This window comes from Aliivibrio fischeri, assembly GCF_009727955.1.
Taxonomy (GTDB): Bacteria; Pseudomonadota; Gammaproteobacteria; order Enterobacterales; family Vibrionaceae; genus Aliivibrio; species Aliivibrio fischeri_A.
Map to the genome: position 1 here is coordinate 115,905 of NZ_WOBR01000007.1, position 22,382 is coordinate 138,286.

The 22,382-nt window shown below is 40.0% G+C and carries 26 protein-coding genes and 10 tRNA genes; 29 read left to right on the forward strand and 7 right to left on the reverse strand.

The window, feature by feature from the left end; genetic code table 11:
• Nucleotides 1–164 precede the first annotated feature (164 nt).
• The 7 genes from metK to ruvX all read left to right on the forward strand — a co-directional run bounded on the left by metK (nt 165) and on the right by ruvX (nt 5,644).
• Entirely contained in the window at nt 165–1,319 is a 1,155-nt protein-coding gene (gene metK, locus GNP81_RS11195) for a methionine adenosyltransferase (RefSeq protein ID WP_155674772.1), read from the forward strand.
• Between the two features lie 164 nt (nt 1,320–1,483).
• Nucleotides 1,484–1,984: a SprT family zinc-dependent metalloprotease gene (locus GNP81_RS11200; protein WP_155657725.1), complete on the forward strand. Its 501-nt coding sequence runs from the start codon at nt 1,484–1,486 to the stop codon at nt 1,982–1,984.
• A 91-nt stretch (nt 1,985–2,075) separates the two neighbouring features.
• Nucleotides 2,076–2,780: an endonuclease gene (locus GNP81_RS11205; RefSeq protein ID WP_155674774.1), complete on the forward strand. Its 705-nt coding sequence runs from the start codon at nt 2,076–2,078 to the stop codon at nt 2,778–2,780.
• Nucleotides 2,781–2,853: 73 nt separating this feature from the next.
• Nucleotides 2,854–3,585, forward strand: a complete 732-nt coding sequence (gene rsmE / locus GNP81_RS11210) for a 16S rRNA (uracil(1498)-N(3))-methyltransferase (protein WP_155657724.1) — start codon at nt 2,854–2,856, stop codon at nt 3,583–3,585.
• Between the two features lie 13 nt (nt 3,586–3,598).
• Entirely contained in the window at nt 3,599–4,546 is a 948-nt protein-coding gene (gene gshB, locus GNP81_RS11215) for a glutathione synthase (RefSeq protein WP_155674776.1), read from the forward strand.
• Nucleotides 4,547–4,658: 112 nt separating this feature from the next.
• Nucleotides 4,659–5,222, forward strand: a complete 564-nt coding sequence (locus GNP81_RS11220; RefSeq protein WP_005417575.1) for a YqgE/AlgH family protein — start codon at nt 4,659–4,661, stop codon at nt 5,220–5,222.
• Entirely contained in the window at nt 5,219–5,644 is a 426-nt protein-coding gene (gene ruvX, locus GNP81_RS11225) for a Holliday junction resolvase RuvX (RefSeq protein ID WP_012533754.1), read from the forward strand. Before GNP81_RS11220 ends, ruvX begins: the two co-directional genes overlap by 4 nt.
• Before the next feature lie 128 nt (nt 5,645–5,772).
• Here ruvX and GNP81_RS11230 read toward each other — a convergent pair whose 3' ends face one another.
• Both GNP81_RS11230 and GNP81_RS11235 read right to left on the reverse strand, forming a co-directional pair.
• On the reverse strand, nt 5,773–6,879 hold the full coding sequence (locus GNP81_RS11230; protein WP_155674778.1) for a PilT/PilU family type 4a pilus ATPase: 1,107 nt from the start codon (nt 6,877–6,879) through the stop codon (nt 5,773–5,775).
• A gap of 2 nt (nt 6,880–6,881) precedes the next feature.
• Nucleotides 6,882–7,919, reverse strand: coding sequence for a type IV pilus twitching motility protein PilT (locus GNP81_RS11235; protein ID WP_005417568.1), 1,038 nt, complete (start codon nt 7,917–7,919; stop codon nt 6,882–6,884).
• Nucleotides 7,920–7,942: 23 nt separating this feature from the next.
• Here GNP81_RS11235 and GNP81_RS11240 point away from each other — a divergent pair, with 23 nt between their 5' ends.
• The 7 genes from GNP81_RS11240 (at nt 7,943) to hemW (ending at nt 12,725) form a co-directional block, all read left to right on the forward strand.
• Entirely contained in the window at nt 7,943–8,653 is a 711-nt protein-coding gene (locus tag GNP81_RS11240) for a YggS family pyridoxal phosphate-dependent enzyme (RefSeq protein WP_155674780.1), read from the forward strand.
• A gap of 83 nt (nt 8,654–8,736) precedes the next feature.
• Nucleotides 8,737–9,555, forward strand: a complete 819-nt coding sequence (gene proC, locus GNP81_RS11245) for a pyrroline-5-carboxylate reductase (RefSeq protein WP_155674782.1) — start codon at nt 8,737–8,739, stop codon at nt 9,553–9,555.
• 48 nt (nt 9,556–9,603) lie between these two features.
• Nucleotides 9,604–10,158 carry a YggT family protein gene (locus GNP81_RS11250; protein WP_155674784.1) on the forward strand — a complete coding sequence of 185 codons (555 nt, stop codon included), beginning with the start codon at nt 9,604–9,606 and terminating at the stop codon, nt 10,156–10,158.
• A 7-nt stretch (nt 10,159–10,165) separates the two neighbouring features.
• Nucleotides 10,166–10,453, forward strand: a complete 288-nt coding sequence (yggU, locus tag GNP81_RS11255; protein WP_005417561.1) for a DUF167 family protein YggU — start codon at nt 10,166–10,168, stop codon at nt 10,451–10,453.
• Between the two features lie 69 nt (nt 10,454–10,522).
• On the forward strand, nt 10,523–10,954 hold the full coding sequence (locus tag GNP81_RS11260) for a DUF4426 domain-containing protein (protein ID WP_012533186.1): 432 nt from the start codon (nt 10,523–10,525) through the stop codon (nt 10,952–10,954).
• A 10-nt stretch (nt 10,955–10,964) separates the two neighbouring features.
• Nucleotides 10,965–11,561 carry an XTP/dITP diphosphatase gene (locus GNP81_RS11265; protein ID WP_155674786.1) on the forward strand — a complete coding sequence of 199 codons (597 nt, stop codon included), beginning with the start codon at nt 10,965–10,967 and terminating at the stop codon, nt 11,559–11,561.
• A gap of 3 nt (nt 11,562–11,564) precedes the next feature.
• Nucleotides 11,565–12,725 carry a radical SAM family heme chaperone HemW gene (gene hemW, locus GNP81_RS11270; protein ID WP_155674788.1) on the forward strand — a complete coding sequence of 387 codons (1,161 nt, stop codon included), beginning with the start codon at nt 11,565–11,567 and terminating at the stop codon, nt 12,723–12,725.
• A gap of 103 nt (nt 12,726–12,828) precedes the next feature.
• On the opposite strand, the gene glsB is transcribed toward hemW, so the two are convergent.
• Both glsB and trmB read right to left on the reverse strand, forming a co-directional pair.
• Entirely contained in the window at nt 12,829–13,749 is a 921-nt protein-coding gene (glsB, locus tag GNP81_RS11275) for a glutaminase B (RefSeq protein ID WP_155674790.1), read from the reverse strand.
• A gap of 83 nt (nt 13,750–13,832) precedes the next feature.
• Nucleotides 13,833–14,549 carry a tRNA (guanosine(46)-N7)-methyltransferase TrmB gene (gene trmB, locus GNP81_RS11280; protein ID WP_005417556.1) on the reverse strand — a complete coding sequence of 239 codons (717 nt, stop codon included), beginning with the start codon at nt 14,547–14,549 and terminating at the stop codon, nt 13,833–13,835.
• A gap of 244 nt (nt 14,550–14,793) precedes the next feature.
• Here trmB and mutY point away from each other — a divergent pair, with 244 nt between their 5' ends.
• The 14 genes from mutY to GNP81_RS11350 all read left to right on the forward strand — a co-directional run bounded on the left by mutY (nt 14,794) and on the right by GNP81_RS11350 (nt 19,195).
• On the forward strand, nt 14,794–15,846 hold the full coding sequence (mutY, locus tag GNP81_RS11285) for an A/G-specific adenine glycosylase (protein ID WP_155674791.1): 1,053 nt from the start codon (nt 14,794–14,796) through the stop codon (nt 15,844–15,846).
• Nucleotides 15,847–15,848: 2 nt separating this feature from the next.
• The gene (locus tag GNP81_RS11290) at nt 15,849–16,121 is read left to right on the forward strand and encodes an oxidative damage protection protein (RefSeq protein WP_005417551.1); all 273 of its coding nucleotides are present in this window, start codon (nt 15,849–15,851) and stop codon (nt 16,119–16,121) included.
• 108 nt (nt 16,122–16,229) lie between these two features.
• Nucleotides 16,230–17,366: a membrane-bound lytic murein transglycosylase MltC gene (gene mltC, locus GNP81_RS11295; protein WP_069581819.1), complete on the forward strand. Its 1,137-nt coding sequence runs from the start codon at nt 16,230–16,232 to the stop codon at nt 17,364–17,366.
• A 109-nt stretch (nt 17,367–17,475) separates the two neighbouring features.
• A tRNA-Phe gene (locus tag GNP81_RS11300) sits at nt 17,476–17,551 on the forward strand.
• A 75-nt stretch (nt 17,552–17,626) separates the two neighbouring features.
• Nucleotides 17,627–17,702: transfer RNA gene (locus GNP81_RS11305), tRNA-Thr, on the forward strand.
• A 7-nt stretch (nt 17,703–17,709) separates the two neighbouring features.
• Nucleotides 17,710–17,785: transfer RNA gene (locus tag GNP81_RS11310), tRNA-Phe, on the forward strand.
• A gap of 6 nt (nt 17,786–17,791) precedes the next feature.
• A tRNA-Asn gene (locus GNP81_RS11315) sits at nt 17,792–17,867 on the forward strand.
• A 41-nt stretch (nt 17,868–17,908) separates the two neighbouring features.
• A tRNA-Thr gene (locus GNP81_RS11320) sits at nt 17,909–17,984 on the forward strand.
• 33 nt (nt 17,985–18,017) lie between these two features.
• Nucleotides 18,018–18,093, forward strand: a tRNA-Asn gene (locus GNP81_RS11325).
• Between the two features lie 73 nt (nt 18,094–18,166).
• Nucleotides 18,167–18,242 (forward strand) — tRNA-Thr (locus GNP81_RS11330).
• 7 nt (nt 18,243–18,249) lie between these two features.
• Nucleotides 18,250–18,325 (forward strand) — tRNA-Phe (locus tag GNP81_RS11335).
• Between the two features lie 6 nt (nt 18,326–18,331).
• Nucleotides 18,332–18,407, forward strand: a tRNA-Asn gene (locus GNP81_RS11340).
• Between the two features lie 110 nt (nt 18,408–18,517).
• The gene (locus GNP81_RS11345; protein WP_011261207.1) at nt 18,518–18,904 is read left to right on the forward strand and encodes a diacylglycerol kinase; all 387 of its coding nucleotides are present in this window, start codon (nt 18,518–18,520) and stop codon (nt 18,902–18,904) included.
• Between the two features lie 33 nt (nt 18,905–18,937).
• Nucleotides 18,938–19,195 (forward strand): DUF2999 domain-containing protein, encoded by a 258-nt coding sequence (locus GNP81_RS11350; RefSeq protein WP_063658530.1) that lies wholly within the window; start codon nt 18,938–18,940, stop codon nt 19,193–19,195.
• Nucleotides 19,196–19,323: 128 nt separating this feature from the next.
• Here GNP81_RS11350 and GNP81_RS11355 read toward each other — a convergent pair.
• Nucleotides 19,324–19,408 (reverse strand) — tRNA-Leu (locus tag GNP81_RS11355).
• 179 nt (nt 19,409–19,587) lie between these two features.
• Between GNP81_RS11355 and GNP81_RS11360 the strand changes: the two genes are divergently transcribed.
• Nucleotides 19,588–20,052, forward strand: coding sequence for an RDD family protein (locus tag GNP81_RS11360; protein WP_012533244.1), 465 nt, complete (start codon nt 19,588–19,590; stop codon nt 20,050–20,052).
• Between the two features lie 73 nt (nt 20,053–20,125).
• Here the strand turns inward: GNP81_RS11360 and lptG are convergent, their stop codons facing one another.
• Both lptG and lptF read right to left on the reverse strand, forming a co-directional pair.
• Complete coding sequence (gene lptG / locus GNP81_RS11365; RefSeq protein ID WP_155672025.1) at nt 20,126–21,202, reverse strand: LPS export ABC transporter permease LptG; 1,077 nt, start codon at nt 21,200–21,202, stop codon at nt 20,126–20,128.
• Nucleotides 21,195–22,307, reverse strand: a complete 1,113-nt coding sequence (gene lptF / locus GNP81_RS11370) for an LPS export ABC transporter permease LptF (RefSeq protein WP_005417536.1) — start codon at nt 22,305–22,307, stop codon at nt 21,195–21,197. The genes lptG and lptF overlap by 8 nt, the downstream gene beginning before the upstream one ends.
• Between the last annotated feature and the right edge of the window lie 75 nt (nt 22,308–22,382).

Here is a 22,382-nt window from a genome sequence, read left to right on the forward strand (position 1 = left end):
GTTATGTCTTATATTTATTTTCTTAAACTAAATGAGTTGTAATTAATCAATTTTACTTTATTATGGACGTCTAGATGGAAAAACACCTACACTGTTAAACGTATAGACTTATATAGATTGTGGGTATTTTTAGAACTTATTATTTATAGAAGTGGAGCTCCCTTATGGCTAAGCACCTATTTACCTCTGAGTCAGTATCAGAAGGTCATCCAGATAAAATTGCAGATCAGATTTCAGATGCAGTACTTGATGCGATCTTAGAACAAGATCCAAAAGCGCGTGTTGCGTGTGAAACATACGTAAAGACTGGCATGGTGATGGTTGGTGGTGAAGTAACCACTTCTGCATGGGTTGATATCGAAGAGATCACTCGTGAAACCGTTCGTGAAATCGGCTACGTACATTCAGACATGGGCTTTGATGCAAACTCTTGTGCCGTACTAAACACAATTGGTAAGCAATCTCCAGACATCAACCAAGGTGTTGATAAAGCAGACCCTAAAGAACAAGGCGCTGGTGACCAAGGTATCATGTTTGGTTACGCAACTAACGAAACGCCAATTTTAATGCCAGCTCCAATTACCTACTCTCACCTACTTGTTCAAAAACAAGCTGAAGTACGTAAGAGTGGCAAATTAGACTTCCTACGCCCAGATGCAAAATCTCAAGTAACGTTCCAATACGACCAAGGCAAAATTGTTGGTATTGATGCCGTTGTTCTTTCAACACAACACTGTGATTCTGTAACAACACCAGATCTTCGTGAAGCGGTAATGGAAGAAATCATCAAGCCAGTACTGCCTGCTGAATGGTTAAATAAAGACACTAATTTCTTTATTAACCCAACAGGTCGTTTTGTTATCGGTGGCCCAATGGGTGACTGTGGTCTTACTGGTCGTAAAATTATCGTTGATACATACGGCGGTGCAGCTCGTCACGGTGGCGGTGCATTCTCTGGTAAAGATCCATCAAAAGTTGACCGTTCAGCAGCATACGCAGCACGTTACGTAGCGAAAAACATCGTAGCAGCTGGCATGGCTGATCGTTGTGAAATCCAACTTTCATACGCAATCGGTGTTGCTGATCCAACATCTATCATGGTTGAAACGTTCGGTACTGAAAAGGTATCTCACGACATCATCATTGAAGCAGTTCGTCAAAACTTCGACCTACGCCCATACGGCCTACAAGAAATGCTTCACCTTCTTCAGCCTATCTATAAGAAGACAGCAGCTTACGGTCACTTCGGTCGTGAAGAGTTCCCATGGGAAGCAACTGATAAAGCAGCAATCCTTCGAGATTTTGCTGGTATTAAATAAGTATTATTTACTTATTTCTGAATTTAAAAAGGAAGCTTCAGCTTCCTTTTTTATGTTTACAGCATGAATAATATCTTCCCATCTATTGATTAATCTTCTTTGAAATGGTCTATTTAATCGTTCTTCCTTTCCGGAAGTTTGAAAACCGATAATAAAGAGACGTAATGACCCCACTTCAACAAGCATCAATAGCAAAAGCACAACAATGTATTCAACAAGCTTCTACCTTTTTTAATCGTCCTTTTTCTCTGCCAGAAATCAAATTTACTCAGCGTGGAAAAATCGCAGGGACAGCACGTCTTCAAGGTTGGGAAATACGCATTAACCCTATTTTATTAGAAGAAAATCAATACACGTTTATTAATGAAGTGATCCCTCACGAAATCGCTCACCTAATCACATTCAAATTGTATGGCCGTGTGCGCCCTCATGGAAAAGAATGGCAAGGAGTAATGAATCAAGTATTCAACCTTCCCGCTCGTACAACACACAGTTTCAGTGTAGATTCGGTTAAAGGAAAAACCTTTCCTTATCGTTGTAAATGCTCGACACACGAATTAACGGTGCGTCGCCACAATCGAGTGCAAAAAAAACAGACTCAATATGTATGTAAAAACTGTCAATCTCCATTAAAACTGTCTAGAGCAAAAATCAACTGTAGTTAAATTAACAACTTCTAATAATTAATTTATCTATAAAGCGGTTTAACAATAAGCTACTCTTACTGGATTAATACAATCATCAGTAGTAGTTATTATGAAATTAATCCGCTTACTTATTAGCATTATCGCTATTGGCTCTGCATTTAATGTATTAGCCGCTCCCCCTTCTTCATTTTCAAAAGCCAAAAAAGAAGCAGTCAAAATCTATTTAGATCACCCAACTTCATTTTATTGTGGCTGTGACATTACTTGGAAAGATAAAAAGAAAGGTATTCCTGATTTACAAAGTTGTGGTTATAACGTGCGTAAACAAGAAAAACGTGCAAGCCGAATCGAATGGGAACACGTCGTTCCAGCATGGCAATTTGGCCACCAACGTCAATGTTGGCAAGACGGGGGCCGTAAAAACTGCACCCGAAAAGATAAGCAATTTAAGTTAATGGAAGCTGATTTACATAACCTTGTTCCAGCAATTGGCGAAGTAAATGGTGACCGCTCTAATTTCCATTTCTCACAATGGAATGGCAATAAAGGCGCATATTACGGCCAGTGTGCCTTCAAAGTGGATTTCAAAGGACGTATCGCTGAGCCACCAGCACAATCAAGAGGTGCTATTGCTCGTACTTATTTATACATGAACCAAGAGTATCGTTTCAATTTATCGAAGTCACAACGTCAGCTAATGAATGCATGGGACAAGCAATACCCAGTATCTGAATGGGAGTGTGAACGAGATAAGCGCATTGCTAAAATTCAAGGCAACCATAATCAGTTTGTCTACAAAGCATGTCGCAAATAGACATAATTAGAGGTTGAAAAAGCATACTTTAACCTCCATCCTTAAATACAAGATAGTTAAAGAAAAGTAGACCATGAGAATACCAAGAATCCACCACCCAGAGCTTCTTCCTTCACAAGGAAAAGTGAATTTAAGTGATGATGCAGCAAATCACGTTGGTCGTGTAATGCGAATGAAAGAAGGTGAATCTGTACTTCTGTTTGATGGAAGCGGATCTGAGTTTCCAGCCGTGATCACTTCAGCGTCAAAAAAGAGTGTTGAAGTGGAAATCACTGAGCGTATTGAGCGTAGCAGCGAATCACCACTTAACTTACATTTAGGTCAGGTTGTTTCTCGTGGCGATAAAATGGAATTTACCATTCAAAAATCGGTCGAATTGGGTGTGAATGTGATTACACCACTGATCTCTGAACGCTGTGGCGTTAAATTAAATAAAGAACGATTTGAAAAGAAATTAGATCAATGGCAAAAAATTGCAATTGCAGCATGTGAACAGTGTGGACGCAATACCGTTCCTGAAATTCGTCCTATTATGTCATTAGAAGAATGGTGTGCAGAAGAGTACGATGGGTTAAAACTCAACCTTCATCCACGAGCAAAATACTCAATCAACACACTTCCTGAACCGGTAACAAATGTGCGCTTGTTAATTGGTCCTGAAGGCGGTTTATCGTCTGATGAAATTAGCATGACAGAGCAATATCAATTTGAAGAAACGCTGCTTGGTCCTCGTGTTCTACGAACAGAAACCGCAGCGCTTACCGCAATTACAGCCCTACAAGTTCGTTTTGGCGATCTTGGCTAACTGGAGAAACACAATGATCAAACTCGGTATCGTAATGGATCCAATCTCATCCATTAACATCAAAAAAGACTCTAGCTTTGCCATGATGCTTGAAGCTCAAAAACGTGGTTGGGAAATTCATTACATGGAAATGAGTGACCTGCATTTAGATCAAGGCAAAGCGGTTGCTGATACCAAAATCGTTACACTAAAAGATGACCCTACAGGTTGGTATGAATTCCAATCAGAGCAAACCATCGATCTTGCTGATCTTGATGCGATATTAATGCGAAAAGATCCACCTTTCGATACAGAATACATCTATGCGACGTATATTCTAGAAAGAGCAGAGATTCAAAGTGCACTGATTGTAAACAAACCTCAGAGCCTACGTGATTGTAACGAGAAACTATTCACCGCTTGGTTCCCAGAACTAACGCCTACAACATTAGTGACTCGCAAAGCTGAAAAAATTAAAGCTTTCCGTGAAGAGCATGGTGATGTGATCCTTAAGCCTCTAGATGGCATGGGTGGTGCTTCTATTTTCCGAGTAAAAGCAGGCGATCCAAATGTATCAGTGATCATCGAAACATTAACTAATCACGGGCAAAACTACTGCATGGCACAAACTTTTGTTCCTGATATTAGTAACGGTGATAAGCGTATTCTTGTGGTTGATGGTGAGCCAATGCCTTACTGTTTAGCTCGAATTCCGGCAAAAGGCGAAACTCGCGGCAATTTAGCTGCAGGTGGTACAGGCGAAGCGCGTCCATTAAGTGAGACTGACTGGGCAATAGCCAATGCAGTAGCTCCAACATTGAAAGAAAAGGGTCTAATCTTTGTAGGACTCGACGTGATTGGCGACAAGCTAACTGAGATTAATGTAACAAGCCCAACCTGTATTAAAGAAATTGAAGCCGCTTTTGATATTTCGATTACAGGCAAATTAATGGATGCAATTGAGCGCCGAATTAACGCTTAATCACATTCTAACTGTATTGAGGAGGCAGCTCCTCAATATTAATACCAATTGGTTTATGCGTTATTTTTAACGGTATCTACATTGGTATTAATCTCGCTTTCCGGGAGGCTCTGTGAATTTAAAAAATCATTTTTTAGTTGCTATGCCTAGTATGAAAGATCCGTTCTTTCAACGAAGCGTTATTTATATTTGTGAACATGATTCAGATGGAACCATGGGCTTACGCATCAATGAGCCTGTACAGATTTCATTAAAAGGAATGCTAGATCAAATAGAACTAGATAATCCATCACCTATCATTTTCCCTCAAACATTAAGCCAACCAGTATTAAATGGTGGGCCGGTGTCGGATGATCGTGGTTTTGTTCTTCATTCAAATAAAGATAACTACTTATCAAGCATTCAAGTGACTGATGAGTTATCAGTAACAACCTCAAAAGATATTCTTGCTACATTAGGTACAGAATACCAGCCATATAAATATCTTGTTGCACTAGGATACTCTGGATGGGAAGGTGGACAGCTTGAAAAAGAATTATCAGAGAATACATGGCTGACTTTAGAGGCAGACCCAAGCGTTATTTTCGATACTCCTATTCCTGATCGTTGGCGTAAAGCATTACAACTACTGGGAATTAACCCTGCAAACTTATCAAGTGAGATTGGACACGCATGAGTTCACGCACCATTATGGCCTTTGATTTCGGAACCAAGAGCATTGGTTCTGCGATTGGACAAGAAATCACAGGAACAGCAAGTCCACTAAAAGCATTTAAAGCTCAAGATGGCACCCCTAATTGGGATGATATTGAAAAACAAATTAAAGAGTGGAACCCAGATTTAATCGTTGTTGGTTTACCAACCGATCTTCACGGTAAAGAGCTCGACACCATTACGCCACGAGCAAAGAAATTTGCTAATCGCCTACATGGTCGTTTTGGTAAACAAGTTGAATTACACGACGAACGCTTATCAACCGCTGAAGCTCGTGCTGATTTATTCGAGTTTGGTGGGTATAAAGCACTGTCGAAAGGCAATATTGACTGTCAGTCAGCTGTGGTTATTTTAGAGAGCTGGTTTGAGAATCAGTGGAGCTAAAAGCATAAGAGCAGGTTTCAGATCGGTCGCAAGCTCCCTTAAAGGGTTCAGAGGTACTCGTTGTAAGTGCAATACTTACAACAAACGTCTCTGAATCCTAAGCGCGAAGCGTCCTGAACCCTGCTTTTTTAGTCTAACGATATCGACACATTATCCAATGTAGATGAAGAGAACGCATCCCCTCTTTTTGTTTTCAACATCAAGCGTAAATCATTAGCTGAATCCGCACTATGCAACGCTTCCATTTCTGATATTTTCTTATCCATCACCAGTTCAAATAAGCTTTGATCAAACGTCTGCATTCCTGACTCACGTGACTTAGCCATGGTCGATTTAAGTTCATGCAAATCACCACGACGGATCAAGTCAGCAACGCGTGGCGTGTTTAGTAATACTTCATAGACGCCATGACGACCATTACCATTCATATCCGGAACTAACTGTTGTGCCATGACCCCTTTTAGGTTCATGGATAAATCAAACAAAAACTGCTCTTTACTCTCTTTAGGAACAAGATGCAAAATTCGCTCTAATGCTTGGTTAGCGTTATTTGCATGTAATGTTGCCATGCATAAATGACCTGTTTCAGCAAAGCTCATGGCGTATTCCATTGTCTCTCGATTACGGATCTCACCAATTAAAATCATATCTGGTGCTTGGCGTAACGAGTTTTTTAATGCCACTTCATAACTTTCAGTATCAAGCCCAACTTCACGCTGAGTCACGATGCATTTATTATGAGGATGCACAAACTCAATTGGATCTTCTACCGTTAAGATATGACCACTTCGGTTATCATTTCGATAACCTGTCATCGCAGCCATTGACGTTGATTTACCTGAACCCGTTGCGCCCACCACTAACACTAATCCACGCTTAGTGACGGCTAATTCTTTCATTACTTCTGGAAGATTTAGTGACTCCATGGACGGAATTTTGGTTTCAATACGACGTATCACTGCACCAGGTTGCTCTCGCTGCCAAAAAGCACTCACACGAAAGCGACCAAATTCTTTCACAATGGCAAAGTTCGCTTCTAAGCTTTCATTAAACTCTTCTTGACGCTCTTCATCCATCATCTCAGCAAGCAAAACGGTGACTGATTCAATACTCTGTTTGTGGCCTAAAGCTTGAAGTTCACCATTCACTCTTAGTAAGCAAGGAGCATCAACCGTTAAGTAAATATCCGATGCTTTTAAAGCGATCATTTGTTTCAGTATTTGATCCAATGTCATGACTAAAACCCTATGCTGCTCATTTCAACTTTCTTAACGACTTCATCCGGATCAACCAAACCTTGAGCAATAATTTTCTTTGCATTCTGCTCCATGGTATTCATACCAAAAGAAGACCCCGTTTGAATAATTGAATACATTTGAGCGACTTTGTCTTCACGGATTAAGTTACGAATAGCTGGTGTCGCTATCATTATTTCATGGCACGCAATACGACCACCACCGATACGTTTAAGTAAGGTTTGTGCCACCACGGCTCTTAATGATTCAGATAGCATTGAGCGAACCATAGATTTATCACTACCAGGAAAAACATCAATAATACGGTCAATAGTTTTTGCAGCTGAACTCGTGTGCAAGGTACCAAATACCAAGTGTCCAGTTTCAGCGGCTGTCAGAGCAAGGCTGATCGTCTCCTGATCACGTAATTCACCAACTAAGATAACATCAGGATCTTCACGCAGAGCTGAACGAAGTGCCGCTTTAAAACTATGGGTATCACGATTAACTTCACGTTGGTTAATCAAACACTTTTTATTCTTATGAACAAATTCAATCGGATCTTCAATCGTAAGTACGTGCTTGTTGTAGTTCTCGTTAATGTAATCAACCATAGCTGCTAAAGTTGTCGACTTACCTGAACCTGTCGGTCCAGTAATTAACACTAATCCTTTTTGATATTTTGCAATATCGGTGAACACTTGAGGTGCCGCTAATTGCTCTAATGAAGGAATATCAACAGGGATAGTTCGAAACACGGCAGCACAACCACGGGATTGGTTAAATGCATTGACACGAAAGCGACCAATATTAGGTAACTCAAATGAAAAATCGACTTCTAATTTATCTTCAAATTCACTGCGCTGAGCATCATTCATAATGTCAGTCACTAAACGATGAACATCGGCATGTGTAAAATCAGGTAATGTCAGTTTACGCACTTCACCATCCACACGTACCATAGGAGGAACTCCTGCAGATAGGTGTAGATCTGATGCGTTTTGTTTTACACTAAAGTCCAGTAGTTCTGTGATGTCCATAATTTTCCTCGGTAATCGTTTCTATGACTAGTATTAAGCAAAATATCAATCAAATCACTCATCAAATAGAGAATAGCATTCAAAAATGTGGTCGAAACCCCGATTCAGTGCAATTGCTGGCGGTAAGTAAAACAAAACCTATCGAGTTACTCGAACAAGCGATAGAAGCTGGCCAATGTATTTTTGGTGAAAACTACGTTCAAGAAGGTATAGAGAAGGTTCAATACTTTCAAAAACAACACCCTACCACCTCTCTTGAGTGGCATTTCATTGGTCCAATTCAATCGAATAAAACACGCCCTATTGCAGAACATTTTGACTGGGTTCACTCAGTAGAACGCCTTAAAATCGCCCAACGTTTAAATGACCAACGTCCTTCCGAACTAGGCGAACTAAATGTACTTATTCAGGTCAATACTAGTTCTGAAGAGAGTAAATCAGGCACGACTGCTGAAGAAGTGATGGAGCTTGCCTCAGCCATTCATACAATGCCAAATCTAACCTTACGTGGATTGATGTCTATTCCTGCGAATGTTTCTAATTATGCAGAGCAATTGGCGGCATTTAAACAACTTACTTCCATTCAAAATCAATTACGAGCACAATACCCTCAAGTAGATACTCTATCGATGGGAATGAGTGGCGACATGGACGCTGCAATCGAAGCGGGTTCAACAATGGTACGTATTGGTACTGCCATTTTTGGTGCTAGAGATTATAAAAACAAAGAATAATATCTGCTATCAATTTCAAGTAAAACGAATTGATATCATATGCTCACAACAACTAAGGTCTATTGACCCTAAAAGGAATAGAAATGGAACATCGCAATATTGCTTTTATTGGTGCAGGTAACATGACTCGCTCAATTATTGCGGGTCTAATTAGCAGTGGTTATCCAAAAGATAAAATCACGGCTACTAACCCTAGTACTGAAAAACTAGACCATTTATCTCAATGCTACGGTATCCATACCAACACTGATAATTTACAAGCAGCACAGCAAGCTGATGTGATTGTTCTAGCTGTAAAACCACAAATGATGGCAATGGCAGCAGAACCTCTACAGCACATTGATTTCTCAAATAAGCTAGTCATTTCTATCGCTGCTGGTATTTCCGCAAAACGCCTCAATGAGATGTTTGCTAGTGAACTAAACTTAGTAAGGGTTATGCCAAACACCCCAGCTTTAGTGGGTAAAGGCATGAGTGGCTTATTTGCGGTCGAACACCTTACAGAGCAAGATAAGAACTTCGCAAGCGATTTACTATCTGCTGTTGGTGAAGTGTGTTGGGTTGAGCAAGAATCAGGAATAAACTCTGTAATTGCAGCAGCAGGAAGCGCTCCTGCGTATTTCTTTTTATTTATGGAAGCCATGCAAGCCGAGGCTATTAAGCAAGGCTTTGATGAAGCAACCGCTCGTCTACTTGTACAACAAGCGGCTCTTGGTGCAGCAGAAATGGTTGTAGCAAATCCAGAAACACAATTATCAACACTACGTGAGCAAGTCACGTCAAAAGGCGGAACTACTGCTGAAGCACTGCGCACGTTTAATGAACATCAACTGCAAGAGATCGTAGCAAAAGCAATGCAAGCTGCTGTGTCTCGTGCAGAAGAAATGGAATCTTTATTTTAAGATCCTTAAAGCTAACTCAATTCTGATATTTCTAAGGTTAAACATACTATGAATGCAATGAGCTTTTTAATCTCAACCGTTTTTGATCTATACATCATGGTCGTGATTTTACGTATCTGGTTACAAATGGCGCGAACAGATTTCTATAACCCATTCTCACAATTTATTGTTAAAGCAACTCAACCAGTAGTATCTCCTCTACGTCGAGTGATCCCATCAATCGGTAGCTTAGACCTAGCAACGGTACTATTTGCTTATGTATTGTGTGTGGTTAAATTTGTCGCACTGCAACTTGTTGTTTCTGGTGGCGTCGCATTTGGCCCTGAGTTTCTATTTATCGGTTTAATCGCACTTGCTAAAGCGGCTGGTGGTTTACTGTTCTGGATCTTATTAGTTCGTGCAATTTTAAGCTGGGTTAGCCAAGGTCGTAGCCCAATTGAATACGTAATGCACCAATTAACAGAACCTATGCTTGCTCCAATCCGTAAGATCTTGCCTCAAATGGGTGGACTGGATTTAAGTGTATTAGTGTTATTTATTGTTCTTCAATTTGCTAACTTCTTAATGGGCGATTTAATTGGCCCAATCTGGTACAGCTTGTAATCTCGCTATGCCAGTTAAATATGATAAAGACGATCTGATCTTACGACTGTATTTACAACCTAAAGCCAGTCGCGATCAGATAGTTGGAATACACGGTGAAGAGTTAAAAATAGCCATTACTGCTCCTCCTGTTGATGGAAAAGCGAATGCGCATTTAATTAAGTACTTCTCCAAGTTATTCAAAGTCGCTAAAGGAAAAATTACGGTAGAAAAAGGCGAGTTGAATCGACATAAACAAGTTCGAATTCACTCCCCTGAGCTCATACCGAATGAAATCCAACAGCTATTAGTATAAAAATAACGATTAATGCCGAGTTAACCCTCGGCTTTTTTATATGGAAGCCATTTTTATAAGGAGAGTAATATGAAAAAAACGCTATTACTGTTGTCACTGTTTATTTTTAGTTTACCCAGTTTTGCAGGACAATTTGTACAAATAAAAAATGTCGAAGTACACTACTCGGCATTCAATTCCACATTTTTAACACCAAAAGTAGCTAGAGCCTACCAACTAAAACGCTCTGGCTACAATGCGTTATTAAATATCAGCGTCTTAGATATATCTCAAGCAGGAAAGCCGGCAATTTCAGCAACAATATCAGGTAGTGCAAAGAATCTATTAGGTCAAACTAAACAACTGACCTTTAGAGAAATCAAAGAACAAAATGCCATTTACTATATTGCTGAATTGCCCATTACCAATGAAGAAACCTTTCGCTTTGATATTGATGTCTCTGCTGGTACTAAAGGCGCTGGCAAGTTAAAGTTCAACCAAAAGTTTTACGTAGAAGAGTAAGAGAACCATTATGAGTAAAATCGTATTAGCAACGGGCAACCAAGGTAAAGTTCGTGAAATGGCCGACATCCTAGCGGATTTTGGTTTCGATGTCGTAGCGCAAAGCGAATACAACGTCTCTGATGTAGCTGAAACAGGCACAACATTCATTGAAAATGCCATCATCAAAGCGCGTCATGCAGCAAAAGAAACGGGCTTACCAGCTATTGCTGATGATTCAGGTTTAGAAGTTGATGCACTAAATGGCGCTCCGGGTGTTTACTCTGCTCGCTACTCTGGCGAAGGAGCTACGGATCAAAAGAACATTGATAAAATGCTAACAGCAATGGAAGGTATTCCTGCTGAAAAACGTACAGCTCGCTTCCATTGTGTTTTAGTTCTGATGAAACATGAAAATGATCCAACACCATTAATTTGTCATGGAACATGGGAAGGCCATATCACCACAGAGCAAAAAGGTGAAAATGGCTTCGGTTATGATCCTATTTTCTGGGTAAGTGAAGATAACTGTTCATCTGCTGAACTTGAACCTGCACGTAAAAAACAACTTTCTCACCGTGGCCAAGCCCTGAAAAAACTCTTCGCTGCATTAAAAGAAGGTCAATAAGTAATGCTTATTCCACCACCTCTAAGCTTGTACATACATATCCCTTGGTGTATTCAGAAATGCCCATATTGCGACTTTAACTCTCACGCTTTAAAGACTGAGATCCCAGAAGCGCAATACATTTCAGCATTGATTGATGATCTTGATACGGATCTTGCTCGTTATAATATGCAAAATGAACCTCGTAAGCTGCATTCTATTTTTATTGGTGGTGGTACACCTAGCTTAATTACGGCTCCAGAAATAAAGCGCCTATTAAGTGAAGTAGAAAAACGCCTTCCTTTTGCTGATGATATTGAGATCACAATGGAAGCCAATCCGGGAACCGTTGAAGCTGGTCGCTTTATTGAATATCGACAAGCAGGCGTTAACCGTATTTCTATTGGTGTACAAAGCTTTCAGCAAGAAAAGTTAGAAAAGCTTGGTCGAATTCACGGTAAAGATGAAGCGATTCGAGCAGCGCACCTTGCTCATGAAGCACAATTAAACAGCTTCAATCTCGATCTTATGCACGGTTTACCAAACCAAAATATTGAGGATGCACTGTCTGATTTACAGCAAGCTATTGATCTTAACCCTCCTCACTTATCTTGGTATCAATTAACCATTGAACCAAATACCGTATTTTACTATAAGCCACCAACACTCCCTGATGACGACGATCTATGGGATATTTTTGAGCAGGGTCATCAAATGCTTGCTAAGGCTGGTTATGTTCAGTATGAAATATCTGGCTACAGTAAAGTGGGTTATCAGTGCCGCCATAACTTAAATTATTGGCGCTTTGGGGATTATCTGGGTATTGGTTGTGGTGCTCATGGTAAATTGAGTTTTTCTGACGGCCGTATTGTTAGAACCACGAAAATTAAGCACCCTCGCGGATTTCTGGATCTAACAAAACCTTACTTAATTGATGAGCAAGAGGTAATGGATCACGATAGACCTTTCGAGTTTTTCATGAACCGTTTTCGTCTATTAGAAGCGTGTCCTAAGCAAGATTTCATTGATAAAACTGGATTAGGCTTTGATACTATTCAAGAGACCATTGATTGGGCGAAAGAGAAAAAATACTTAGAAGAAACCGAGACGCATTGGCAGATCACAGAGCACGGGAAACTGTTTTTGAATGATATGTTAGAAGCATTTATGGGGGATGAGGATTAAGAGCAGGCTTCAGATCGCTTCACTTAAAGGTTTCAGTAAGAGCAAAGAATCTTTTCCTGAAACCTTTAGGGAGCTTGCGACCGTCCTTAATCCTATTCTTATCTTAAAATATCGAACGTCCGATACGTTCTGAAAGCAACTCTAATGCTTTAGTGCCTGCAAGCGAGTTCCCTGATGGATCAAGCTCTGGTGACCATACTGCAATAGTCATTTCACCAGGAACGATGGCAATAATGCCGCCACCAACACCTGACTTTCCAGGCATACCGACACGATAAGCAAATTCACCAGCACCATCATATAAACCACATGTCGCCATTAATGCATTAATCTGCTTACATTGCATTGGTGTTACAATAGGATCACTGATCCCTTGCTGAATGCCTTTATTAGCTAAATAACCAAAAGTACGCGCCAAATCTACGCAGTTCATACTCAATGCACATGCATGAAAATAGTTTTTAAGAACAGGCATGACTTCATTATCAAAATTACCAAACGAGCGCATCAAATAAGCAATGGAAGCATTTCGATCACTATGATCCATTTCCGAATTAGCCACCACGCGATCATAAATAATATGCTCATTACCTGATAGCTTACGAACAAATTCTAATAATCGGTGCTTTGGAGCAGAAAAGCGACTGTACAGCATATCTGAAATAACAATCGCTCCCGCATTTATGAAGGGATTGCGAGGGACACCTTGTTCCATCTCAAGCTGAATAAGAGAATTAAATGCTTGCCCAGAAGGCTCTTTACCAACTCGTTGCCATAGCTCTTCTGGTTGATACAGTTCCATTGCCAACGTCAAACTTAGCGCTTTTGAAATAGATTGAATAGAAAAACACTCTGTCGCATCACCTGCTGTGAGCATTTCACCATCATTAGTAAATACTGCAATACCCAACTTATCATTAGGAACGCAAGCAAGAGCAGGAATGTAATCAGCAACTTTACCTTGACCAATAAGAGGACGAACTTCATCCAAAATATCTTCGAGTATTTGTTTTGTTGGCTTCATTATTTCTACTTCCTTTTGACAGCAAGGACAAAAAAGCCAACACTCAGGTTGGCTTTAATTATGTTGTATTATGACAATACTAATTATGCGTTACGACGGAATTTAATATCCCAAACGCCATGGCCTAAACGGTGACCACGAGCTTCAAACTTAGTTAATGGACGCTCATCTGGACGAGGGATGAAATCACCATCAGTAGCAATGTTTTCATAACCCGGTGCAGCATTCATTACTTCAATCATGTGCTCTGAGTAATTTTCCCAGTCAGTTGCCATGTGGAAAATACCACCTTGGATTAACTTTGGACGGATCATCTCAGCAAACTCAGCTTTAACGATACGGCGCTTATGGTGACGCGCTTTATGCCATGGGTCAGGGAAGAAAAGTTGTAGAGTATTTACAGATGAATCAGGGATCATTGATTCAAATACTTCAACTGCATCATGACACATAACACGTAGGTTAGTTACGCCCGCTTCTTTTGCTGCCGCAAGACATGCGCCAACACCTGGACGGTGAACTTCGATACCTAAAAAGTTTTTCTCTGGAGCGTTTTTAGCCATCTCAACAAGAGATGCGCCCATACCAAAACCGATTTCAAGAACAACTGGATTGTTGTTACCAAACACTTCATTCCAATCAAGCATTTGCTCTACAAAATCAATACCCATGCTAGGCCAACATTCTTGGATAGCACCTTCTTGGCCTTTAGTTAAACGCCCTTCACGGCGAACAAAGCTACGGATTTTACGAACAATTTTACCTTCTTCGGTAAAATCATTTTTAGTCACTTCAGTCATGATTGGATTGCCTGGTTATTCTCTGAACAAGGATTGTGGATCCGGCATTATCCAAAGTTTAGCCCAGTGTTCAAGTATTATCTTTCGTTTTCCCATTATAAATCGCTTTAGACTTAATTTATCTAACACACAATTACGATTGGTTTACCTTCAAAGCAAATATATATCCTTACTTTCTATCGGGTGTACAAACTCATCACAGTGTGGTGCAATCTCAAGAATTATAAAAATGAATGAGCATGTCATGACGTCTTTCTCTCAAGCTATTTTAGAATGGTACGATAATTACGGTCGAAAAACGCTGCCTTGGCAGTTAGAAAAAACGCCTTATAAAGTATGGTTATCAGAGATCATGCTGCAACAAACTCAAGTTACTACCGTTATCCCTTATTTCGAACGCTTCATGGCACGATTTCCAACAATCGTTGATTTAGCACATGCCGAGCAAGATGAAGTTCTTCACTTATGGACAGGGCTAGGCTATTACGCTCGTGCTCGTAATTTACATAAAACGGCACAAATCATTGCTGAACAATATAATGGTATTTTCCCTACAGATATTGATGATGTAATTGCACTTCCTGGTATTGGTCGCTCAACAGCCGGCGCTGTTTTATCGCTTTCTTTGCAACAGCATCATCCAATTCTTGATGGTAACGTTAAAAGAACATTATCTCGCTGTTTCGCAATTGAAGGCTGGCCGGGTAAAAAAAGCGTTGAGAATGAAATGTGGACGGTGGCTGAAACACACACTCCAAACCAAGGTGTTGAGCGTTATAACCAAGCAATGATGGATATGGGTGCAATGGTATGTACACGCTCAAAACCTAAATGTGAATTGTGTCCAGTAAACGATCTTTGCCAAGCCAAAGCTCAAGATAGGCAATTAGATTTTCCGACTAAAAAGCCAAAGAAAGAAAAACCCGTTAAAGAAGCGTGGTTTGCTATCTACTATCATGATGGTGAAGTTTGGTTAGAACAGAGGCCACAAAGTGGCATTTGGGGAGGGTTATTTTGTTTTCCCGAACAACCAACAAACACACTTGATGAGTTATCAGAAAACTATGGTTTTGAAATAGCATCAAAACAACAGCTAATCGCTTTTCGCCATACTTTTAGTCATTATCATCTTGATATTACCCCTGTACTTATCACTCTTACGAAGAAACCGAACATGATAATGGAAGGAACGCGTGGAGTTTGGTATAACTTATCTCAACCGATGACGGTCGGGTTAGCTGCACCAGTTCAAAAATTATTGGATGCCCTACCGTACGAAATTTCTAATGGAGAATAACCATGAGCCGCACAGTGTTTTGCGTTCGTTTAAATAAAGAAGCCGATGGCCTAGATTTTCAACTTTACCCTGGCGAACTAGGTAAGCGTATTTTTGACAACATCTCCAAAGAAGCTTGGGGACAATGGCAACACAAACAAACCATGCTGATCAATGAAAAGAAATTGAACATGATGGATCCTGAGCACCGTAAACTTCTAGAAACAGAAATGGAAGGTTTCCTATTTGATGGCAAAGATGTTGTTATCGATGGTTACACACCTCCAAGTGAATAATCACTTTTACATTAAAGCAGTCATTTGGCTGCTTTAATTTTATGCTATTAAGTCAAAGTTAAACCTGCCGTTAACCTTATTATCGAGTTCTCAATCTATATTGCCTTTATGAAAAAAATTATACTGATCGCCTCGACCTGTCTTCTTCTTACCAGTTGTAGTCGAGAATCAATAGAGTCTACTTTTGGTGTAAATTACGATACAACCAACCGTTTTGCTAAAAACCTGGCTCCTCTTCCTGGGCAATTCACTAAAGATATCAAAGCATTAGACAGTCTAATAAGTAGTTTTAATGGCAATATCGAAAAACGTTGGGGTAAGAAAAACCTTATTACTGCAGGTAAACGCTCCTATGTAAAATATACTGATGGGTATTTAAGCCGATCCCAAGTGGATTTCACTAATGGTCGAGTTACCGTCGAAACGGTTGCTGGCACCGACCCTAAAGCGCATTTACGTCAAGCTATCATTACTACTCTTTTGACACCGGAAGATCCTGCCAGTGTTGACCTTTACTCTGATGCTGATGTTACCTTAGGTGGCAAACCCTTCTTATATCAACAAGTCTTAGATCAAGATAAAAAACCAATTGAATGGTCATGGCGTGCCAGTCGCTACGCAGATTATTTAATTGCGCATCATTTAAAACAAAAAAATGTCGATTATAAAAAAGCATACTACGTCGATATTCCAATGGTAAAAAACCATACTCAGCTCCGAGAATACAAGTATGCTGATATCGTACGTAAAGCATCATTAAAATATGATATTCCAGAAGATCTTATTTATTCAATCATCCGAACAGAAAGTAGTTTTAACCCATATGCGGTAAGTTGGGCTAATGCTTATGGTTTGATGCAGGTTGTACCAAAAACAGCTGGTCGTGATGTATTTAAGTTAGTTAAAAATAAATCAGGAGATCCAACTCCTGAGTATTTATTTAATCCTTACAATAATATTGATACGGGTACGGCTTACTTTCATATTTTAAAAACACGTTATTTAAAAGACATTCGTCACCCAACATCAAAACAATACAGCATGATCTCCGCCTACAATGGTGGCGCTGGTGGCGTATTTAATACATTTAGTAGCAGCAGAAGTCGTGCAATCAATGACATAAACAGCCTACAACCCAATCAAGTGTATTGGGCATTAACCAAAAAGCACAAAAATGCAGAGGCCAGACGCTACTTAGAAAAAGTTACCGCGTTTAAAAAAGAGTTTAATTCGGGAAAGTTTTAACCATAAAACAGGCCATTCGCTGAATATTCAATCAAACAATCAAAAAAACGGACTATTTTGAAAAAAAAAGTTGACGATGAGGGTAAAAATCCGTTTAATAGCGCTCGTTGCCCGGATAGCTCAGTCGGTAGAGCAGAGGATTGAAAATCCTCGTGTCGGTGGTTCGATTCCGCCTCCGGGCACCATACAATAAGATTGTTGGTGTTGTTTTAAGTTTATAATTAAACTCTAAATCACGAATAGTCAAAAGAATTTAGTGTGCCGACTTAGCTCAGTAGGTAGAGCAACTGACTTGTAATCAGTAGGTCACCAGTTCGACTCCGGTAGTCGGCACCATTCTTTTGCCTCGATAGCTCAGTCGGTAGAGCAGAGGATTGAAAATCCTCGTGTCGGTGGTTCGATTCCGCCTCGAGGCACCATACAATTCCCTTTTAGTTCAGTTGGTAGAACGGCGGACTGTTAATCCGTATGTCGCTGGTTCAAGTCCAGCAAAGGGAGCCAAACAATTTAATCTTTCACCTAAAGATTAATAAAAAACACGTGCCGACTTAGCTCAGTAGGTAGAGCAACTGACTTGTAATCAGTAGGTCACCAGTTCGACTCCGGTAGTCGGCACCATTTCTTCCTTTAAAAGAAGAAAGTAAAATCTGTTCCCTTTTAGTTCAGTCGGTAGAACGGCGGACTGTTAATCCGTATGTCGCTGGTTCAAGTCCAGCAAAGGGAGCCACATTTTAAAGCTTTGTTTATAACAAGGTTTTAGTTACTGAAGAAACATCAGTAACAGCATAAGAATATAGTGTGCCGACTTAGCTCAGTAGGTAGAGCAACTGACTTGTAATCAGTAGGTCACCAGTTCGACTCCGGTAGTCGGCACCATTCTTTTGCCTCGATAGCTCAGTCGGTAGAGCAGAGGATTGAAAATCCTCGTGTCGGTGGTTCGATTCCGCCTCGAGGCACCATACAATTCCCTTTTAGTTCAGTCGGTAGAACGGCGGACTGTTAATCCGTATGTCGCTGGTTCAAGTCCAGCAAAGGGAGCCATATTAAAAAGCCTCATCATCTGATGAGGCTTTTTTTATGCTTGTCATTTCTTAATCTCAGCACTACCATACCCCACTCCTTTGTATTATGTATATCGTTAAGGCTACATCATGACAGACGTACCATCAGGTAAACCAGGGAACACTGGGATCAAACGCATTATTAAAGCAACTGGATTCTCAATCCAAGGATTAAAAGCCGCATTCAAACATGAAGCAGCCGTTCGCCAAGAATTTGCCATGTTAGTTATTGCAACGCCTATTGCTTTACTGCTGGATGTCACTGTCGTTGAAAAAATCTTATTAGTTGGTGTGTTTGTTCTGATCTTTATGATTGAGCTTTTAAACTCAGCTATAGAAGCGGTAGTTGACCGTATAGGGCCAGAACACCACGAATTAAGTGGAAGAGCTAAAGATATTGGTTCTGCGGCTGTATTCGTCGCTCTGTGCTTTGCAGGCTTTACTTGGTTAATGATTTTAGGAAGTCATTATCTTTAATACCAATTCCAATAATTATTAAGGCATATTTAAATGAATCCAATTATTCAAACATTAAAAGAACATAATGTAAGTGATGAACAAATCGCAGAAGTGTTCCAAACACTAACACAGAATCCATTCGCAGCAATGGCAACCATCCAATCTCTTGGTATTCCACAAGAGAAGCTACAACCATTGATGATATTAGTGATGAGTAATCCAGCTTTAATTAAAGAAGCCGTTGAAGAGCTAGGTTTGGATTTTTCTAAAGTTGAAGAAGCAAAAGCAAAACTTGACGAAAATCAGTAACGCTTTTGACTAGTGATACTAGAGCCCTGACTTCGGTTGGGGCTTTTTATTATGAATAGGATAATTAAATTTCTATTCTCCAGATACAACAAAGCCCCGATTTTCATCGAGGCTTTGTCATTTAAATATGGTACCGGTAGGCGGACTTGAACCGCCACGCCCGAAGGCAACGGATTTTGAATCCGTCGTGTATACCAATTTCACCATACCGGCTTTATCAGCATTGCTGCTTGATGTGATTGATTATACTCAGAGATGATCTTGGCGCAAGCTCTTTATTACTCTTAGTTTTTTGTTTGCTGAAATAAGCAGCACTTATTTACAATCTGATTTTCATTTTTTCCCTCACAGTCGTTATACTGCTGTCAGTTTTTTAATTTATGGAAGAAAAAATGAACACTCAAAAACAAGCTGGCTTTATGCGCCGCATGGGAGCATGGTTTTACGATACCTTAATCATTAGTGCTGTGATGATGTTAACTGGTGGCGCTATCGTAGCAACACTTGAAATGCTTTATGGCGCAGGCATTATTAGTTACGGTGAATTTCCTGATGTGAGTTCTTATCTCAATCACGATCCACTATGGCGTAACCTTTACCCTGTTACTCTTGTTTCTGTTTTCGTTGGCTTCTTTGCTTACTTTTGGTGTAAAGGCCAAACTCTTGGGATGCGAGCATGGAAACTACAAGTACAACAACTTGATGGCTCCCCTATCACACTAACCCAAGCTATTATCCGTATGTCTACATCAGCCTTTGGTTTAGGCAACTTATTAGTATTTATCTCTCACGATAACTCCGCCTTCCAAGATACATGGGCAAAAACACGCGTTGTTGTTTTAGATAAAGCGATTTAGTACTAAGTACCAAAATTAAATACAAAAAAAGGAGATACATTTTTAATGCATCTCCTTTTTATTTAAGTAAATATTATAATTTTCTATTTAACAAACCGACAGTCACGGCTAAAAAGACCAAACTTGGCCCTAGTGCACCGAATATGGGGTGTATGTTATACACCAAGGTCATTGGTCCAAATACTTCATTAGAAATATAAAACGTAAAGCCTGCAATCACACCAGATAAAATACGAGCCCCCATGGTCACGCTTCGTAATGGACCGAATACGAATGAAAGAGCAAGTAGCATCATTACCGCTACCGAAATTGGCTGCAATGCTTTACGCCAAAAAGCCAATTCATAACGTGACGCATCCAACTCTGAATCTTTTAAGTAATTTACGTAATCATAAAGCCCTGTTAATGACTGTTCTTCTGGTTTTACCGTTACTACCGCTAATTTATCTGGCGTTAAGGTTGTAGACCAATCTAAAGAATCGACTTTCTTTTCACTGATCACAGCCTTGTTTTTCATTTGAGTAATCGATACATCATTCATTTTCCAGTCATCTTGAGCAGCCTGATACGTTGCTGTACGTGCAAAAATAACGTTATTTAGCTCTTGATTATCATCAAATTGCCAAACCGTTACGCCATACAGTTTTTCTTTATTTTCTACTCGAGCTAAATAAATGAAATCATCAGCATCTTTTGCCCACACGCCAGCTCTGACTGCTGCGATATTACCGCCTGAAACTTCAAAAGTACGTAAATCACGAGCCATTTTCTGCGCTTGAGGCGCACCCCATTGTCCTAATGCCATTACCATTAGCATTAATGGGATTGCCGTTTTTAACACTGAAACACCGATGCTTAACTTTGAATAACCCGCCGCTTGCATAACGACCAATTCAGAACTAGCCGCAAGCATACCCAAACCGATTAAAGCCCCAAGTAGTGCCGCCATTGGGAAAAACATCTCAATATCACGAGGCATACTTAAAATTACAAAATACAGAGCATCAAGTAGATCGTAAGTTCCTCGCCCTACTTTTCGTAATTGCTCTACGTATTTAATGATCGAAGATAAACCAACTAACGTCACCAAACATAGAGCTGAGGTGGCAATAATCGTACGGCCAATATACCAATCTAAAATCTTAAACATTCTTTGGTTTTCTCCGCATTTTATCTTTTATTTGTCTAACAAAAACACTGTCCATGGAGTTAAGAATAATACCAACTAACAACAATGTTGCATTAATTGCCCATAAACCAATCGAAGGGGCAAGGCCACCATCTTCTATCGCTGATTTACCCGCACTTAATGATAAGAAGTAAGCTAAGTAAAGCAAAACTGCTGGCCCAAGTTTAGCAAAACGTCCCTGACGAGGGTTTACGGCAGACAGAGGCACAACCACCATTGTCAGTAATGGAATACAAATAATTAGAGAGATACGCCATTGCAATTCTGCTTTCGCTTCTAATTCTGGACGCTTCATTAAATCAAGCGTTGGAATAGCATCCCAATCACGACGTTTTTCTTTTACTTCTTTTTGCCCTATCAGTACTTCATAAGACTTAAAATTACTTTCTAAGTAATCTAGACGAGTTGGGATACCCTCATAACGAGTTCCATCCTGAAGCTCTAACACCTGACGGCCATCTTTAAGCTCTTTCACAACCCCTTTATCAGCAACTAATACACTTGGGCGTAAAGAATCATGCGGAACGGGTTGGGCTAAAAAGATATGGCGCAGCTCTTTACCATTTTTATTGCTAATATCATCAATAAATACGACGGCTTTTCCATCTGGAGAGCGTTGAAACTGTCCTTTTTGCAACAAGTCTACACCAGCATCGGATTCGACAGTTTCCATTAACTGCGTGGTTTTTTCTTGGCTCCAAGGAGATAACCAAAGTGAGTTAAAAGTAGCAGCAGCGCCTGTAATTAACGCAAGGTATAACGCAGCACGAATAAGAATCGAATTTCCCATACCCGTTGCGTTCATTACGGTGATTTCACTCTCCGCATAAAGGCGACCAAACGTCAGTAAGATACCGATAAATATACTAAGCGGCAGCATTAATAGTCCCATCGCAGGCATATTCAGTCCCACAAGGGAAAGAATCAAACCACCAGGAATATCCCCATCCGATGCGTCAGCTAACACACTAATAAATTTTTGACTCATGAAGATCAAAAAAAGTACAAAAAAGATCGCAAATTGACTCTTTAATGTCTCCTTGATCAAATATCTAATAATAATCACGTCGAATCTACCTATAGAAAACTTGTATTTTTGCCAGAATCACTATAATTTCCGTGTTAACCATTTATTTTTTAA

Excerpts from the sequence above, each read along its gene's own strand:
- metK (WP_155674772.1), top strand. The coding sequence starts at position 165 with ATGGCTAAGCACCTATTTACCTCTGAGTCAGTATCAGAAGGTCATCCA.
- GNP81_RS11200 (WP_155657725.1), top strand. The coding sequence starts at position 1,484 with ATGACCCCACTTCAACAAGCATCAATAGCAAAAGCACAACAATGTATT.
- GNP81_RS11205 (WP_155674774.1), top strand. The coding sequence starts at position 2,076 with ATGAAATTAATCCGCTTACTTATTAGCATTATCGCTATTGGCTCTGCA.
- rsmE (WP_155657724.1), top strand. The coding sequence starts at position 2,854 with ATGAGAATACCAAGAATCCACCACCCAGAGCTTCTTCCTTCACAAGGA.
- gshB (WP_155674776.1), top strand. The coding sequence starts at position 3,599 with ATGATCAAACTCGGTATCGTAATGGATCCAATCTCATCCATTAACATC.
- ruvX (WP_012533754.1), top strand. The coding sequence starts at position 5,219 with ATGAGTTCACGCACCATTATGGCCTTTGATTTCGGAACCAAGAGCATT.
- GNP81_RS11230 (WP_155674778.1), bottom strand. The coding sequence starts at position 6,879 with ATGACATTGGATCAAATACTGAAACAAATGATCGCTTTAAAAGCATCG.
- GNP81_RS11235 (WP_005417568.1), bottom strand. The coding sequence starts at position 7,919 with ATGGACATCACAGAACTACTGGACTTTAGTGTAAAACAAAACGCATCA.
- GNP81_RS11240 (WP_155674780.1), top strand. The coding sequence starts at position 7,943 with ATGACTAGTATTAAGCAAAATATCAATCAAATCACTCATCAAATAGAG.
- proC (WP_155674782.1), top strand. The coding sequence starts at position 8,737 with ATGGAACATCGCAATATTGCTTTTATTGGTGCAGGTAACATGACTCGC.
- GNP81_RS11250 (WP_155674784.1), top strand. The coding sequence starts at position 9,604 with ATGAATGCAATGAGCTTTTTAATCTCAACCGTTTTTGATCTATACATC.
- yggU (WP_005417561.1), top strand. The coding sequence starts at position 10,166 with ATGCCAGTTAAATATGATAAAGACGATCTGATCTTACGACTGTATTTA.
- GNP81_RS11260 (WP_012533186.1), top strand. The coding sequence starts at position 10,523 with ATGAAAAAAACGCTATTACTGTTGTCACTGTTTATTTTTAGTTTACCC.
- GNP81_RS11265 (WP_155674786.1), top strand. The coding sequence starts at position 10,965 with ATGAGTAAAATCGTATTAGCAACGGGCAACCAAGGTAAAGTTCGTGAA.
- hemW (WP_155674788.1), top strand. The coding sequence starts at position 11,565 with ATGCTTATTCCACCACCTCTAAGCTTGTACATACATATCCCTTGGTGT.
- glsB (WP_155674790.1), bottom strand. The coding sequence starts at position 13,749 with ATGAAGCCAACAAAACAAATACTCGAAGATATTTTGGATGAAGTTCGT.
- trmB (WP_005417556.1), bottom strand. The coding sequence starts at position 14,549 with ATGACTGAAGTGACTAAAAATGATTTTACCGAAGAAGGTAAAATTGTT.
- mutY (WP_155674791.1), top strand. The coding sequence starts at position 14,794 with ATGACGTCTTTCTCTCAAGCTATTTTAGAATGGTACGATAATTACGGT.
- GNP81_RS11290 (WP_005417551.1), top strand. The coding sequence starts at position 15,849 with ATGAGCCGCACAGTGTTTTGCGTTCGTTTAAATAAAGAAGCCGATGGC.
- mltC (WP_069581819.1), top strand. The coding sequence starts at position 16,230 with ATGAAAAAAATTATACTGATCGCCTCGACCTGTCTTCTTCTTACCAGT.
- GNP81_RS11345 (WP_011261207.1), top strand. The coding sequence starts at position 18,518 with ATGACAGACGTACCATCAGGTAAACCAGGGAACACTGGGATCAAACGC.
- GNP81_RS11350 (WP_063658530.1), top strand. The coding sequence starts at position 18,938 with ATGAATCCAATTATTCAAACATTAAAAGAACATAATGTAAGTGATGAA.
- GNP81_RS11360 (WP_012533244.1), top strand. The coding sequence starts at position 19,588 with ATGAACACTCAAAAACAAGCTGGCTTTATGCGCCGCATGGGAGCATGG.
- lptG (WP_155672025.1), bottom strand. The coding sequence starts at position 21,202 with ATGTTTAAGATTTTAGATTGGTATATTGGCCGTACGATTATTGCCACC.